The 14,626-nt window shown below is 73.3% G+C and carries 10 protein-coding genes; 4 read left to right on the forward strand and 6 right to left on the reverse strand.

Annotated elements, in window-relative coordinates; translation table 11 throughout:
• Positions 1–176: 176 nt before the first annotated feature.
• The 5 genes from ACP4E5_RS19450 to ACP4E5_RS19470 form a co-directional block, all read right to left on the reverse strand.
• Positions 177–1,430 (reverse strand): hypothetical protein, encoded by a 1,254-nt coding sequence (locus tag ACP4E5_RS19450; protein WP_425830432.1) that lies wholly within the window; start codon positions 1,428–1,430, stop codon positions 177–179.
• 97 nt (positions 1,431–1,527) lie between these two features.
• Complete coding sequence (locus ACP4E5_RS19455) at positions 1,528–2,733, reverse strand: hypothetical protein (RefSeq protein WP_425830434.1); 1,206 nt, start codon at positions 2,731–2,733, stop codon at positions 1,528–1,530.
• Positions 2,734–2,807: 74 nt separating this feature from the next.
• Positions 2,808–4,031, reverse strand: coding sequence for a vWA domain-containing protein (locus tag ACP4E5_RS19460; protein WP_425830436.1), 1,224 nt, complete (start codon positions 4,029–4,031; stop codon positions 2,808–2,810).
• On the reverse strand, positions 4,028–6,364 hold the full coding sequence (locus ACP4E5_RS19465; RefSeq protein ID WP_425830438.1) for a DUF5682 family protein: 2,337 nt from the start codon (positions 6,362–6,364) through the stop codon (positions 4,028–4,030). The genes ACP4E5_RS19460 and ACP4E5_RS19465 overlap by 4 nt, the downstream gene beginning before the upstream one ends.
• Positions 6,361–7,470 carry an ATP-binding protein gene (locus tag ACP4E5_RS19470; RefSeq protein WP_425830440.1) on the reverse strand — a complete coding sequence of 370 codons (1,110 nt, stop codon included), beginning with the start codon at positions 7,468–7,470 and terminating at the stop codon, positions 6,361–6,363. Before ACP4E5_RS19470 ends, ACP4E5_RS19465 begins: the two co-directional genes overlap by 4 nt.
• Before the next feature lie 178 nt (positions 7,471–7,648).
• Here ACP4E5_RS19470 and ACP4E5_RS19475 point away from each other — a divergent pair, with 178 nt between their 5' ends.
• On the forward strand, positions 7,649–9,049 hold the full coding sequence (locus tag ACP4E5_RS19475; RefSeq protein ID WP_425830442.1) for an SWIM zinc finger family protein: 1,401 nt from the start codon (positions 7,649–7,651) through the stop codon (positions 9,047–9,049).
• A 184-nt stretch (positions 9,050–9,233) separates the two neighbouring features.
• Entirely contained in the window at positions 9,234–10,799 is a 1,566-nt protein-coding gene (locus tag ACP4E5_RS19480; protein ID WP_425830444.1) for a DUF5691 domain-containing protein, read from the forward strand.
• Between the two features lie 146 nt (positions 10,800–10,945).
• Here ACP4E5_RS19480 and icmB read toward each other — a convergent pair whose 3' ends face one another.
• On the reverse strand, positions 10,946–11,368 hold the full coding sequence (gene icmB, locus ACP4E5_RS19485) for a coenzyme B12-dependent isobutyryl CoA mutase small subunit (protein WP_326014367.1): 423 nt from the start codon (positions 11,366–11,368) through the stop codon (positions 10,946–10,948).
• A gap of 403 nt (positions 11,369–11,771) precedes the next feature.
• Between icmB and ACP4E5_RS19490 the strand changes: the two genes are divergently transcribed.
• Together ACP4E5_RS19490 and ACP4E5_RS19495 are read left to right on the forward strand one after the other, a co-directional pair.
• Positions 11,772–12,761, forward strand: a complete 990-nt coding sequence (locus tag ACP4E5_RS19490; protein WP_425830447.1) for a lipase family alpha/beta hydrolase — start codon at positions 11,772–11,774, stop codon at positions 12,759–12,761.
• Between the two features lie 242 nt (positions 12,762–13,003).
• Entirely contained in the window at positions 13,004–14,617 is a 1,614-nt protein-coding gene (locus ACP4E5_RS19495; RefSeq protein WP_425830449.1) for a M23 family metallopeptidase, read from the forward strand.
• Positions 14,618–14,626: the final 9 nt, after the last annotated feature.

The following is a 14,626-nucleotide window of genomic DNA, read 5'->3' on the forward strand; positions in this document are numbered from 1 at the left end:
CGCGGGTCCCGGGAGACGGAAGCGGCCTCACCGAGCGGGGGTGCGCTCGGTGAGGCCGCAGGTCAGCGGGTGGTCGCGTCCCCAAGCGGACCACCCGCCGTGATGCCTCCCGATTTCGGAGAGCGACCCGCTCCGGCCGATGGCTTTCGACCGTGCGGGTACGACTGCGTCGTCGGTCAGACGCCCGGCAGGTAGCTGGGCGCGACGGAACCGGCGACACCCTGGACACCGGTGACGGCGTTGCCCGCGAGCGGCTGGGCGTCGGCGCGCACCGTGCCGGTCAGGTCCTGCGCGAACGGGGTGGCCTCGTGGGCCACGCCGCGGGCCAGCGGCGCCGCGTTGTCGCCGACCACGGAGTGCGCGAAGGGGGCCACGTTGTCGCCCACGACGCCCTGCGCGAACGGGGTCACGTCGCCGGTGACGCCCTGCGTCAGGCCCTGCGCGCTGGAGCCGACGCCCTGCGCGACGGGCCGCACCTGGTCGACGACCGTCTGCACGAGCGGCTGGACCGCGTCCACGACGCCGCCCGCGAACGGGGTGACGTCGTTCTGGACCACGCTCTGCGCGAACGGCGCCACGTTGTCGCCGGCCACGCCCTGCGCGAGCGGCTGGACCTGGCCGGTGACACCGGTGGCGAAGGGCGCGACGTTGTCGCCGACGACGGTCTGCGCGAACGGCGTCACGTCGCCGACCGCGCCGCCCGCCAGGGTCGTCACGTCGCCGACGGCCTGACCGGCGACCGGCAGCACGCCGTGCACGGCGGTGGCCGCGACCGGCGGGAGCACGGCGTCGGCGGTCTCGCCGACGGCCGGGGCGGTGTTGGTGCGGACGTTCTGCACGGCGCCCTGGGCGGTGCTCTGGGCGTTGTCCTGTACGTAGGCGGGGGCCTGGGCGGCCGCCTGCGTCAGCTCCTGTTGGAGCTGCGGGGCGAAGGCGTCGAGCGGGCCGAACAGGTAGTCGACACCCTCCTGGGCGCGGCCCTGGGCGTCGGCGACGTGCCCGGCGGCATTGTCCTTGACGTCCGAGACGGTGGTGGGGGCGTTGTCCTTGAGGCCGGCGACGTGGTCGGCGGCCTTGTCCTGGACGTCCGAGAGGGTGGGGGCCTGGACCTGGTGGGCCGTCGACCGGACCTGCGCCTTGGCGTGCTGAGCGGCGGCCTTGGCCTTGTGGGTCACCTGGGCGTGGTCGACCTTGTCGGCGACCTTGCCCGTCACCTGGTTGCCGGCGACGTCGCCGGCGAGCTTGTCGGTCACGTGCGAGGTGGTGTCCTGCACGTCCGACTGCACGTCGGAGGCGGTGTCGCCGGCGACGTCCGGCACGGACAGCGAGTGCGCGGGCAGCTCGTCGGCGCTGGCCACGGCGGAGCCGAGCGCCCAGGCGCCGGAGACGCCGGCGGCTATCACGATGGAGCGGCGGATGTTCTTGTTCATGGTTACGTCAGTTCCTTCGAATTCACTGAATTCACTTCACGGGTGGGCAGACCTGTTCCGCCCCCGCGCGGCAGGTCGCGAGCGGGGAAGGGCTGCCCTAGCCGGGGAATTCAGGAATGTCGCGAAGCCGGTCGATCACCGGCGCGGTGCCCGCGGACGCCGTGGCGCCGGACGCGAGCAGTACGGGCGCACGGCCGCCGAACGCCGCCGCGTGCAGATCACCGTGGCGCGACGAACCGCCGTCGCCCACGCTCGTGCCGGCCGAAGGCCCACCGTCGGGACGCTGCGGCACGAAGGGTGACGCGGGGCGCGCCTCGGCCCGCGCGCCCGCGTGCGTCTTCTCCACGTCGCCGAACCGCGCGACGTCGTACGCCTGCGGGCCGCGCGGCGCGGCGTGGGACCGGGCCTCGGCCGCGCCGTGCCGGTCGCCCTGCGCCGCCGGGGTGTCCGGCTGCTGCGGTGTGGTCGCGGCGGGCGTCTCGGGCCGGGGGTCGGCGGGGTCCACGATGGCGATGATCCCGCCGAGCCGACCGTGCGTCAGCTGCTCCGGCACCGCTCCGACGAGCTCCGCGACGGCACGCGTCGCCAACTCCTCTACGGGTCCCGTCACCTGGCGCACAGTCTCGCCGACCGGCTCCGTCAGATACCGCAACGCGTCGACCGCGGAACGCAGGCGGGCCGGGTCGCCCCCGAGCGCCTCGAGGTACGGCCGCACGTGGGTGTGTATGGCGGGTGCGGTGGGGTTGCCGGGCGAGGTGGGTGCGTTGGGTGCGGTGGGCTCATGATGCAAGGGCCGTGCCAGGTGCCGCACTTCGGAGGTGTGCTCGGAGCCGGGGGCCTGTCGCGCGTCGACCGGGTTCGGTGTCTGCGTCTGCGTCTGCGGGGTGGGCCGAACCGTGGCGGGCGCAGGTGCGGCAGGCGCAGATGCGGGCGCGGACGCGTGCTCGACGGCTCGCGCCTTCGGCCCTTCCTCCGCTTGCCCTGCTTGGCCCGCTTCCCCCGCCGACGTCGCGGTCGAGGGGCCGGACGCGTCGGGCGCCCCGGTGTTCCCGACGGCCCCCGAGGGAGTCGGGGTCTCGCCGGAACCCGCCTCGCGCAACTTACGCGCGGAATCGGCGACATGCTCCCGCACCGCCACGTGCCCCGAGCGGAGCGACCCGGCGTCGGGCAAGCCGTCCGCCTGCGCCCGGCCGCCGCAGACGATCCCGAGGACGAACAACCCGCCGAACAGCAGCGCCAGTTGCAGCGCACGCCGTCCTGCCGTCGCACGCACCAGGCGCGCGACGGGGGCGGGAAATGCCATCGGGGAAGTCACGGTGGCCGAATCCTCGCACGGGGCGAGGGAGGCGGCGCAAGCCCCCTGTTACCGATGGGCACTCATATCCGGTTCGCGGCGGGTGCACCCTTTTCTGATGGGGAATCCGGTATCGGCAAGGGACGCTTCTCGATGGCGGCGGCCATGACGTCCGGGAACAGGTCCGGGGTGCAGGCGAAGGCCGGCGCACCGATGCCCGCGAGCGCCGCGGCATGCTCCCGGTCGTAGGCGGGGGCGCCCTCGTCGGAGAGTGCGAGCAACGTCACGAACTGCACGCCCGACGCCTTCATCGCGGCGACCCGCTTCAGCATCTCGCCCCGGATGCCCCCTTCGTAGAGGTCGGAGATGAGGACGACGACGGTCTCGGCGGGGCGGGTGATCTGCGACTGGCAGTACGCGAGCGCCCGGTTGATGTCGGTGCCGCCGCCGAGCTGGGTGCCGAACAGGACGTCGACCGGGTCGTCGAGCTGGTCGGTCAGGTCCACGACGGCCGTGTCGAAGACGACGAGCCGCGTCGCTATCGAGCGCATGGAGGCGAGCACGGCCCCGAAGACGGAGGCGTAGACGACGGATGCCGCCATCGAGCCCGACTGGTCGATGCAGAGGACGACCTCCTTCTTCACGGACTGTGCCGCGCGCCCGTACCCGATCAGCCGCTCGGGCACGATCGTGCGGTACTCGGGCAGGTAGTGCTTGAGGTTGGCCGCGATGGTGCGGTTCCAGTCGATGTCGTGGTGGCGCGGGCGCTGGATGCGGGCGCTGCGGTCGAGGGCGCCGGTGAGGGTGGCACGGGTGCGCGTCGCGAGCTTCTTCTCGAGGTCCTCGACGACCTTGCGCACGACGGCGCGGGCCGTCTCCTTCGTCGTCTCGGGCATCGCCTTGTTGAGCGAGAGCAGGGTGCCGACGAGGTGCACGTCGGCATCGACGGCCTCCAGCATCTCCGGTTCGAGCAGCATCGTGGACAGCCCGAGCCGGTCGATGGCGTCCCGCTGCATGACCTGGACGACGGAGGACGGGAAGTAGGTCCGGATGTCGCCGAGCCAGCGGGCCACGGCCGGAGCGGACGCCCCGAGCCCCGCGCTCCGGCTGCCGCCGGGGACCTGCTGTTTTCCTTGACCCGAGCCGTAGAGCGCCGCGAGCGCGCCGTCCATCGCGGCGTCCTGCCCGTCGAGCCCGCAACCGGTGCCGTCCGCGTCCGCACCGCCGAGCACAAGCCTCCACCGCCGCAGCCGCTCGTCCGTGCCGGTCCCGGTGTCGGTCTGTGTGTCGGTATCGATGCCGGTCATGCCACCACCCCCTCAAGGCTGTTGTCGCCCTCGTCGTTTCCGCCACCGTCACCAGCCCCCGCCCCCGCCCCGAGCAGCAGGCGCAGCACCGGCAGTACCGCGTCCGCCCGTTCCATGTCGAGTTCCTCGGCGAAGCCGCGCGGTCCGCCGGCGAGCGGGGACCGCCCGCCCCCGGAGGGCCCGCGCCTGACCAGCTCGCCCAAGGTCCGCCGCACGCCCGGCTCGTACGCCGAGAACGTGCGCCGAAGCAACGGCAGTACGTCCGTGAACGCGTCCCCCGACACCCCCGTCAGCCACGCGTCGACCAGGCCCAGGAGCCGCTCGTCGTGCACCAGGAGCAGCCCGCCGCCCGAACCGCCGGCCGTGCCCCCGACGAAGCCCTCGATCCACGCCGCCGCCTCGGCCGGCGCGGTGCCGGGCGAGAGCGCGAGGCTCATCAGCCGGGCCGCGTCCTCCTCGTCGAGCACGCCCTCGTCGAGGAGGACCCGCGCGCACCGCCCCCGGATCACCCCGGCCACGCCGTCCCGCTCCGCGAGCACGCGCAGCACCGTCCGCCAGCGCTCGCGTACTCCGGCGTCCTCCAGGAGCGCGACGGCCGAGTGCACCGCGTCGACATGGCCGCGCATCTCCCCGGCCGCCTCCGCGTCGAGCCCCGCGCAGGCCGGTGGGAGGCCGACGAAGACCCGCTCGGCCAGGCCCGCCGCGACCTCGGCGAGGGCGCCGGTGTCGGTGCCGCGGACGTCGCCGTAGCGCAGGGCACGGACCAGCGCGGGCAGGGCCCCGGCCAGATGACCGACGTCCGCGTCGAGCGCGGCGCGGTCGGCGAGGATCCGCATCACCGTCGGCAGCGCGTCCGCGAGCCCCGCGAGGAGACAGACCTCGGCGAGCGCCGTGACGTCGGCGAGTGCCCTCGCGGCGACCGCGTCCGTCTCCGCCTTGACGGTCGCGGCGGCGTGCACGGTCGTCCCCCACACCCCGGCCTCCGCGACCCGCACGGACAGCTCCGGCTCCCAGCGCAGCCGCCACGATTCGCGGAAGGTCCCGGTGGAGCCGCGGGCCGATCGCGCCGGCGCTCCCCAGGCAACGCCCAGGAGTCGCAGCCGGTGCAGCAGGCGGCTGCGCGCGGCGTCGGTGTCGCCCCGTAGATCGAGGTCCAACTCCTTCTCCTCCGCGGCCGGTTTGAGCCGCAGGGAACGCTGCTGTCGCGTGAGGTCTCGCTGCAACGGCACCGCGGGCGCCGCCTCGGGCACCTCCCCCAGCACGTCACCCACGACCAGCTTGTCGTGGATGAGCGCCAGCGGTACGTCCGAGCCCTCGCACAGCACGGCCCGCACCGCGTCGGTGGTCTCGGTGAGCCCCGCGAGCGGCCGCCCGCGCATCACGGCAAGCGCCTCCGCGAGGCGTACGGCCTCGATGACATGGGCGGAGGACACGATGCGGTCCTCCTCGCGCAGCAGCCCGGCGACCTTGGTCAGCCAGCGCTCCACGGGCCGGTCGGGCGCGCTGAACAGATGCCCGTACCAGCCGGGCGAGTCGATGCCCGCCCCGTATCCGCTCACGCGGGCCAGCCGCCTGTGCGTCCACGGCACCCACGTCATGTCGACCTTCGCCTTCGGCAGCCCCTTGAGCAGGGCGCGGTCGGCCGCGACGGTCGGCCGCTGCCGCAGCGCGGGCACGTGCCACGCCCCGCACACGACGGCCACGTCGTCCCCGAACTCTCGCTGCGCCGCCCGCACTTGGAGCCGCATGTACGCCTCGCGCACCAGGTCGCGCCCGTGTCCCCCGTCCCCGCACGTCTCCCGCAGCGCGCCCATCGCCTCGCCGAGCGCGGCGAAGGCGTCGCCGTCGCGGTGCTCGACGACGTCCTCCCACCAGCGCTCCGCATCGTCGTACCCGGCGGTCTCGGCGAGGACCCGCAGGGGGTCGACGCGCATGGAGTCCTCGTCCTCGGGATCCTGCGGCGCGCAGTCGTCCTCGGCCCGCAGCGCCAGGCTGTGCGCGGCCGGCAGGTCGATGAAGCGCACCGGCACGCCACGTGCCAACGCCCAGCGGATCGCGACCCATTCGGGCGAGAACTCGGCGAATGGCCAGAACGACGACCTCCCCGGCTCGTCCACGACGTGCGCGAGCAGCGCGACGGGCGGCCGCATGCCGGCCTCTGCGGCGAGCGGCACCAGGCCGTCGGCCTCCGGTGGCCCTTCGATCAGTACGATCCGCGGTTCCGCGGCGTCGAGCGCGGTGCGCACGGCGCGCGCGGAGCCGGGCCCGTGGTGCCGCACGCCGAGCAGTACGGGCCCCGCGGCCGGTGGCGCCGCCGCCGTTGATGTCGTCATGCGCTCACCTCTCGGCAGGCCCGGTAGAAGTCCTTCCAGCCGTCGCGCTCGCGCACCACTGCCTCCAGGTACTCCTGCCAGACGACCCGGTCCGCCGCCGGATCACGCACCACGGCGCCCAGGATTCCGGCGGCCACGTCGGAGGGTCGCAGCACGCCGTCCCCGAAGTGGGCGGACAGCGCGAGCCCGTTGGTGACGACGGAGATCGCCTCGGCGGTCGACAGCGTGCCGCTGGGGGACTTCACCTTCGTCCGCCCGTCGGCCGTCACACCGTCGCGCAGCTCACGGAAGACGGTGACGACGCGACGGATCTCGTCCATCGCGTCGGGTGCGCTCGGCAACTCCAGTGCACGGCCGACCTGTTCGACCCGGCGCGAGACGATGTCGACCTCGTCCTCCACGTTCGCGGGCAGCGGCAGCACGACCGTGTTGAACCGGCGCCGCAGCGCGCTCGACAGCTCGTTGACCCCGCGGTCCCGGTCATTGGCCGTGGCGATGAGGTTGAAGCCGCGTACGGCCTGCACCTCCTGCCCCAACTCCGGTATCGGCAGGGTCTTCTCGGACAGGATCGTGATCAGGGTGTCCTGCACATCGGCCGGGATGCGCGTCAGTTCCTCGACGCGCGCGGTCATCCCCTCCGCCATCGCGCGCATGACCGGGCTCGGCACGAGGGCGTCCCGGCTCGGCCCGTTCGCCAACAACTGCGCGTAGTTCCAGCCGTACCGGATGGCCTCCTCCGGCGTCCCCGCCGTGCCCTGCACCAGCAGCGTCGAATCCCCGCTCACGGCGGCCGCGAGATGCTCGGACACCCAGGTCTTGGCGGTGCCGGGCACGCCGAGCAGGAGCAGCGCCCGGTCGGTCGCCAGCGTCGTCACGGCGACCTCGACGATGCGCCGCGGGCCCACGTATTTCGGCGAGATCACCGTGCCGTCGGGCAGCGCGCCGCCGAGCAGATAGGTCGCGACGGCCCACGGCGACAGGCGCCAGCGGGCCGGCCGCGGCCGGTCGTCCTGTGCGGCGAGCACCGCGAGTTCCTCCGCGAACGCGTCCTCGGCGTGCGGCCGCAGCGCCTCGTCCTCGACCCGGCTCTCGGTGGAAATGGTCATGGCTGTCCCCCTCCAACTCGCCCAACTCGAACCCGCACGACGAGCCGTCGAACGCTCTCGCCGCGTGATGGGTTCCACCGTGCACCACGCCACTGACAATCGGCGTCGGCCGCATCGTCGCCGCAGGTCAGGGCCGTTCCCGGACGGATTGTCAGTGGTGGGACCTACCGTCGAGGACATGAATCAGCTGGGGGTGCGCTGGACGACGGATCAGGTGCTCGCACTGGCGCCTGACGCCGCGTCACGCAAGGCGGGAAGCAGGCTCGGGGGCCCGGGCCCGTGGTCGGGTACCGGGAGTTCCGCGGGCGCGGAGGATTCGGACGAGGGGGCGGTATGGGGACTGTGCAAGGGGAGCGGCAGCAAGCCGTACCAGACGGTCGTGGACATCGGCGGGGGCGGCTCGGGGGCGGCCGGGCCGGGGTACAAGTGCAGTTGCCCGAGCCGCAAGTTCCCGTGCAAGCACGCGCTCGGGCTCTTGCTCCTGTGGGCGGGTGGAGATACGCAGGTGCCGGCGGGCCAGTCGCCGCCGGAGTGGGCCGAGCCGTGGCTGGCGGGGCGGCGGAAGCGGGCCGATTCCCGGCAGCCCGCGGCGTCGGCGGCGGGCCCGGGCAGCGCCCCCGCGGATCCGGAGGCGGCCCGGCGCAGAGCCGAGCGCCGCGCCCAGCGGATCACGGCGGGCGCGACAGAGCTGGAGCAGCGCCTCGCCGACCTGCTGCGCGGCGGCCTCGCGCAGGCGGAGCAGTCAGGGTACGGGCTGTGGGAGGAGACGGCCGCGCGCATGGTCGACGCGCAGGCGCCCGGACTTGCCGCGCGGGTACGGGAGTTGGGGGCGATCCCGGCGTCCGGCCCCGGCTGGCCGGTGCGGCTGCTCGAGGCGTGCGCGCTGCTCCACCTCCTCGACCAGGGCTGGTTGCGCCGCGACGCCCTGCCCGACGACCTGGCGGCGACGGTCCGCTCACGCGTGGGCCTGCCGGCCTCGGACCGGGAGCCTCCGCTGCGGGACCGCTGGCTGGTCCTCTCCCAGTACGACACGGCGGACGGCCACCTCACCACGCGCCGGATATGGCTGCACGGCACGCGGAGCGCGCGCACCGTTCTGCTCCTCTCCTACGGGGCGGCCGGCCGCGCACCGGCGCTGGCACTGCCGCCGGGGCGCACGCTCGACGCCGCGGTGTCGGCGTACCCGGGAGCGGGGACCCTCCGGGCCGAGCTGGGCGAGCAGTTCACCTCGCCCGAAGTGATGCCGGACGCCATATGCCCCAGTGGAGTTGACGTGACCGCCGGTCTCGCCGCCTACGGCGCGGCGCTCGCGGCCGACCCCTGGCTGGAGTCCTGGCCGGTGACGCTCGCGGAGGTGATACCGACGCGCACCCCGGACGGCCACTGGCAACTTGCCGACAGCGAAGGCAAGTCGGCCCTCCCCCTCACCGCACACGCGGCGGCGTCCCCCGGCCTGTGGCGCCTGGTCGCGGTCTCGGGAGGCACCCCGGTCCCCGTCTTCGGCGAATGCGGCCCCTCGGGCTTCCGCCCCCTGACCACCTGGGAACCAACCCAAAACCACCTCGTCCCCCTCCACTGACGCCCCTCGCGCCGGGTGGGCCATTCAAGCCCCTGCGGCGATTGAGCAGCGGGGTCCGGGGCAGAGCCCCGTGGCCGCAACGCCGATGCCGGTGAACAGACCGGCAGAGCCCCGTGGCCGCAACGCCGGTGCCGGTGAACAGAACACGCCGCCCACAAACACTGAGCGCACAACGGAGAGGCCCATGCCAACGACGACCACCTGGGACGACCTGGTCAGCGCCGCCCTGCTCGGGACGGACCGCCGCTCCGACCGCCCCCCGCTCTCCCTCCTCGACGAGGCCGCCGCACACACCGTGCGCCGCCGCGCCGGCCTCCGCCCCGCCGCGGCCTCCGCACTACCGGACCGCGCCGAGGACGACCCACGCCCCCCGCTGCCGCCCACCGCGCGCCGGCGACTCGCGATGCTGCTCACCGACCGCTCCGGCGGCACCGGTTCACGCCGCGGCACCGCCCCCGACCTCCTCGAACTCCTCCCCCAATGGCTGGCCACGGCCAACGCGCACGGATACGCGCCCCCACCCGAGCTGCTGCCCGCACTGCTCGACGCGGCACGCGGCCGCACCGACCTGCGCCCGCCGGCCCTCACCTTCGCGGGGCCGCGCGCCCGATGGCTGGCCCGGCTCAACCCGGACTGGAAGTTCGCGCTGCGCGCCACACCGGGCATCGGCGCGGCGCTGCCGGCGCCACAGGAGAGCGAGCAGGTCCATCTGCGGTGGGAGGAGGGCCTGTTCGCGGAGCGGGTGGCGCTCCTCGCCTCCGTACGGGCGCACGACCCGGCCGCCGCCCGGACGCTCCTGGCGGGGACCTGGGGCACGGAGCGCGCCGAGGACCGCCTGATGTTCCTCGACTCGCTGCGCGCGGGGCTCGGCGACGCGGACGAGCCGTTCCTGGAGCAGGCGCTGACCGACCGCAGCAAGAACGTGCGGGCGACGGCGGCCGAGCTGCTCTCCGCGCTCCCCCGCTCGGCGCTCGCCGCGCGGATGGCGGACCGGGCGCTGACCTGCGTGGCGCTCGACCGCGCCGAGGGGGTGATCGTCGTGGAGGCTCCGCACGAGTGCGACGCGGGGATGGAGCGGGACGGCGTCGCGCCGAAGCCACCGACGGGCCGGGGTGAACGGGCGTGGTGGCTCGGGCAGTTGGTGGAGGCGGCACCGCTCGGCCGGTGGCCGGACAGGTTCGGCGGCCGGAGCCCGGAGGAGATAGTGGCGCTGCCGGTCGCCGACGACTGGCGCGGGGAGCTGCACGCGGCATGGTGCCGGGCGGCGGTCCGGCAGCGGGACATCGGCTGGTCGAGGGCGCTGCTCGGGGCGCCGACGGCGTCGGACGCGGCGGGGCCCGGCGCGGTGTCGCTCGCCGAGCGGGCGAAGCTGCTCTCGGCGCTGCCGGGGGCGGAACGGGCGGACTGGGTCGCGGAGTTCATCGCGGCGCACGGGCTGTCCGAGGCGTTCCAGTTGCTGGGGGTGTGCGGCACGCCGTGGGCGCGGCCGCTGGGGCGGTCCGTGGTCGACGCGTTGAACATCGCGCGGGACGCGGGGAGTTACCCGTGGAGCTTCAGCGGGGTGATGGGGCTCGCGGAGCGCTGCCTGGACCCCGAGGAGGTGTCGCGCCTGGACGGGCTGACAGCCGCCGTGGAGGAACCGGAGGGCTCGGCGCCCGGGGCCGGGGGGTACTGGACGGAGGCGTTCCAACGCCTCGCCGGCACGTTGCGGCTGCGCGGGGCGATGCGGGACGAACTGGCTCCGCCGTGATGCAGCCCCGCGCCCATGTTGCGCTGCACCGGAGTTGCGGTCTCGGGGCTCTGCCCCGGGCCCCGCTGCTCAATCGCCGCAGGGGCTTGATTTTGCCCGCCCACCCGCAGGGGCTTGATGTGCCCCCGCGGCGGGAAAGTGGGCGGTCAGCCGCCGGACGCCGCCGGCTGGCGCACGTTCGCCCGGACCCAGTCGACGATGGAGGCCGTCGTGGCGCCCGGGGTGAAGATCTCCGCGACGCCCTTCTCCTTCAGCGGCGCGATGTCCCCCTCGGGGATGATGCCGCCGCCGAAGACCTTGATGTCCGCGGCGTCACGCTCGGCGAGGAGCTCGATGACGCGCGCGAAGAGCGTGTTGTGCGCCCCGGACAGGATGGAGAGCCCGATCGCGTCGGCGTCCTCCTGGATGGCGGTGTCCACGACCTGCTCGGGCGTCTGGTGCAGGCCCGTGTAGATGACCTCCATCCCGGCGTCGCGCAGCGCCCGCGCGATCACTTTGGCCCCACGATCGTGGCCGTCGAGTCCCGGCTTCGCGACGACCACGCGGATCGGCCCGGCTGCCACACCCATCACTGCCTCCCTGAAACGACTGCTCAAGCAAAAGTTGAAGCGACTGTTCAAAAGACTGATGCCCGAAGTGAACGAACGTTATCGACAGCATCCCGCAAGCCGCCGTTTCGCGGTGCGTACCGAGGGGGAAATCACACAGTGGGACACATTCGCTGCGCGCCGCGACTGCCACAGGCAGGACTCACCGTCACATCCGGGACAGGCGCGAGGGAGCCGCTTCGAAGTCTCCGCGCCACCGCGCCGTCAGCCGCACGGCACGGTGGCCCGGTGATTCCGGCTGCCGTTCGGACCGATGAGTCGGCGCATCGGGCACGGGCGGCGGCGCGGGACCGCTTCGGCCGGCTCTCATGAGCGCACACGGGGGACAGAGGCGTCCTCTCGTGTGCCGACGGGAGGTTGACCGATGAAGGTCACGAGGACCCTGCCCTTTCGCCCTTTCTGCCACCTGCTGCCCACGAGACTGGCCGGACTCTCGATCGCGCTCCTGAAGGCGACCGCCCTGGAACTGGCGATCCTCGCGGGCCATCTGCTCCTCTACCCCTCGGGCATCCTCCCGGAGCGAAGGCAGCCCCTGGCGCTGCCCCGCCACCCCTCGGCCCTCGTCCCGGTGGCCATAGAAGAAGACGTAGAAGACGTAGATGACGTGGAAGTGGACGCGAAATCCACCCCGTCCAAGAAGAGCGCCCCGTCCAAGAGGAGCACCCCGCCCAAGAAAAGCGCCCCGGCCCAGCGGAGTGCTCCGGCCAAGCCCCCGGTCCTCCTGCTGCACGGCTTCATCGACAACCGCTCGGTCTTCGTCCTGCTGCGCCGCTCCCTCGCGCAGCACGGCAGGCAGCACGTCGAATCGCTCAACTACTCCCCGCTCACCTGCGACATCCGCACCGCGGCCACGCTGCTCGCACGGCACGTGGAGGAGGTGTGCGAGCGGTCGGGCCAGGACAGGGTCGACATAGTGGGGCACAGCCTGGGCGGTCTGATAGCCCGTTACTACGTGCAGCGCCTCGGCGGTGACACGCGGGTGCGCACGCTCGTCACGCTCGGCACCCCGCACGGCGGCACACGCGTGGCGCCGCTCGCGGACGCGCACCCGATCGTCCGGCAGATGCGGCCCGGCTCGTCCGTCGTCGAGGAGTTGAAGCGGCCCGCGCCCGGCTGTCGTACGCGCTTCGTGAGCTTCTGGAGCGACCTCGACCAGTTGATGCTTCCGCTCGAGACGGCGTGTGTGGACCACGCGGATCTGCTCGCGCAGAACGTACGGGTCACGGGCATCGGCCACCTCGCGCTGCCGGTTCACCCGGCCGTCGCGGTCGGCATCCGCCAGGCACTCGACGCGGAGCACGCGGAAGGAGCGCGCACCGCCGACAAGACAGGCGGCGGCCTGACGGTCGCCTGACCTCCCGATCCGCGCCTCGATCCGCGTCCCGATCCACGCGCGATCCGCGTCCATCCGCGCCCAGTTCATCGAACGGGTCTCGAACTCAGGGCCAAGGAACTGTCCACAGTCCACCCAAAGGCGGCTGATTGCCCGTTTCCCCCGGGCCGGAAACCCGATGAAGATTGTCGCGCCCTCGTACCGACGGGTACAGTCACCGCACTGCTCTGGCAGCCCCTGTTGTCGAGGCGAAAGAGAAGTTGGTGAACGACCGCAATCCGTCGGGGACCGCGCCTTATGCGGCGTACGACGGTTACTCCGCGACCAGCTTCGCAAGCGATCCGCTCTTCGGCGACATGGCAGAGGACCCCTACGAACCGGGTTCCCACGCGACCGGCCAGTGGCACACGGCCCCCCAGCAGCAGTACGCCGACCCCTATGCCTCCGGGTACTACGACACCGGCACCTATGACGCCGGTTCCTTCGGTACCGGTTCCTACGACACGACCGGCGCCTGGTCGACCGGCGGGTACGAGCAGGTCGCCGACATCCCGGCGCAGCAGCCCCGTTCGATGGCCGAGCAGCACGCGACGGGCCAGTGGGACACGTCGGCGTACGAGGCGCAGATGTACGCGGCTCAACACCCCGACACGCAGACCTTCAAGGCCCCGTCCTTCGAATCCCCCTCCTACGAGACCCAGAGCTTTGAGACTCAGAGCTTCGAGACTCAGTCCTTCGAGACCCAGAATTTCGAGTTGCAGGGGTTCGAGGCGCAGCACTTCGAGGCACAGGGCTTCGAGACGCAGACCTTCAGCACGCACGACGTGCTCGGCGCGCCCGACCCGCACGACACGCAGGGCTTCACCCACACCTTCGAGGCCCCGGTCTTCGGCACGACCGCCTACGACACGGGCGCGTACGACGCCACGCAGTGGAACGCCACCGACACCGCCGAAGCCGTCGGCACCCCGGGACCGGAGTCCGCGTCGGAGCCCGAGCCGATCGAGGAGCCGGCCCCCGAAGCGGACCACGCGCACGGGCCCGTCCTCGACCTCGACTCCCCCACCGAGTCCGCCGCGGCCGCCCCCGCGGCCCCGAAGCCCGCGACACGCAGGGCCGGGAAGAACGTCTCCCGTGGTCGTACCGGCCGCCGTCGTCCGCCGGCCAAGCGGTCCGCGCTCATCACCGTCGTCGTGCCGTCGGTCTGTGTGGTCGGCGTCGCCGGGATCGCCGCGGCGAGCGTCGGCGGCGGCGGGGACGACGGCAAGGAGACGCAGGCCGCGGCCGCTTCGGACGCGCACGCCGTGAAGCCGGCCGTCGCCAACAACAAGCTGGACTCGCAGTTGAAGGACCTGTCCGCCGACGCGGGCGACTTCGCCGACCGGGCGAGCCGCACGCAGGAGCGGATCGACCTCAAGGCCAAGCAGGAGGCGGCGCGCAAGCAGGCCGCCGAGGAGGCCGCGCGCAAGGAGGCGGCGCGGCCCAAGTTCGTGCTGCCGGTGAAGCAGCACGGGCTGAGCGCCTTCTTCGGGCAGGCCGGCGTCAACTGGATGTCCGTGCACACCGGCATCGACTTCCCCGTCTCCTACGGGACCCCGGTGATGGCCGCGACGGACGGCACCGTGCGCACGCAGTGGAACAGCGCGTACGGGAACATGGCCATCGTCACCGCCAAGGACGGCACGGAGACCTGGTACTGCCACCTGTCCTCGCACACCGTGATGAGCGGTCCGGTGAAGGCCGGTGACGTGATCGCGCACTCCGGGAACTCCGGCAACTCGACCGGACCGCACCTGCACTTCGAGGTGCGGCCCGCGGGCGGCGCGGCGGTCGACCCGCTGCCGTGGCTGCGCAGCCACGGCCTCAACCCGAACTGAGCCGCCCCC

It is taken from the genome of Streptomyces fractus, from assembly GCF_049844455.1.
Taxonomy (GTDB): Bacteria; Actinomycetota; Actinomycetes; order Streptomycetales; family Streptomycetaceae; genus Streptomyces; species Streptomyces fractus.

What these genes read in the sequence shown, in the direction of transcription:
- ACP4E5_RS19490 (WP_425830447.1), top strand. Translation starts at nt 11,772, where the DNA reads ATGAAGGTCACGAGGACCCTGCCCTTTCGCCCTTTCTGCCACCTGCTG.
- ACP4E5_RS19455 (WP_425830434.1), bottom strand. Translation starts at nt 2,733, where the DNA reads ATGGCATTTCCCGCCCCCGTCGCGCGCCTGGTGCGTGCGACGGCAGGA.
- ACP4E5_RS19470 (WP_425830440.1), bottom strand. Translation starts at nt 7,470, where the DNA reads ATGACCATTTCCACCGAGAGCCGGGTCGAGGACGAGGCGCTGCGGCCG.
- ACP4E5_RS19475 (WP_425830442.1), top strand. Translation starts at nt 7,649, where the DNA reads ATGAATCAGCTGGGGGTGCGCTGGACGACGGATCAGGTGCTCGCACTG.
- ACP4E5_RS19450 (WP_425830432.1), bottom strand. Translation starts at nt 1,430, where the DNA reads ATGAACAAGAACATCCGCCGCTCCATCGTGATAGCCGCCGGCGTCTCC.
- ACP4E5_RS19460 (WP_425830436.1), bottom strand. Translation starts at nt 4,031, where the DNA reads ATGACCGGCATCGATACCGACACACAGACCGACACCGGGACCGGCACG.
- icmB (WP_326014367.1), bottom strand. Translation starts at nt 11,368, where the DNA reads ATGGGTGTGGCAGCCGGGCCGATCCGCGTGGTCGTCGCGAAGCCGGGA.
- ACP4E5_RS19465 (WP_425830438.1), bottom strand. Translation starts at nt 6,364, where the DNA reads ATGACGACATCAACGGCGGCGGCGCCACCGGCCGCGGGGCCCGTACTG.
- ACP4E5_RS19480 (WP_425830444.1), top strand. Translation starts at nt 9,234, where the DNA reads ATGCCAACGACGACCACCTGGGACGACCTGGTCAGCGCCGCCCTGCTC.